Annotated in this window: 1 pseudogene; it reads left to right on the forward strand. The window is 62.2% G+C overall.

The features are described from left to right. Positions 1 to 66 precede the first annotated feature (66 nt). Positions 67 to 349, forward strand: a pseudogene (locus tag MKK65_RS29350) (IS481 family transposase); the annotation flags it as partial.

Here is a 349-nt window from a genome sequence, read left to right on the forward strand (position 1 = left end):
TCCCGCGACTAGATGTTCAGTCCCGCTGTGTGGTTGAACTGTTGATACCGCGTTGAGGGACGCGATATGGGACCGGTTATCCACGGTGGGGCAACGACGACTGAGACGCTCCGTCGGGCAATCCACACTCGTCACGAGAGAGTTAGAGCCGCCGCCAAACGCTACGGCATCAGCCCGACCCCCGTTCAGAAGTGGCGTTCACGTCCGACCGGCACCGATGCGCGGATGGAACCGAAAGGGCCTCACTCCACTGTTCTGAGCCTGGAGCATGAGGCGGTCATCGTCGCCTTTCGACGGCATACCCTGCTGCCGCTGGATGATCGCCTCTTCGCGCTCCAGCCCAGCATCC

Source organism: Methylobacterium sp. J-001, assembly GCF_022829565.1.
Taxonomy (GTDB): domain Bacteria; phylum Pseudomonadota; class Alphaproteobacteria; order Rhizobiales; family Beijerinckiaceae; genus Methylobacterium.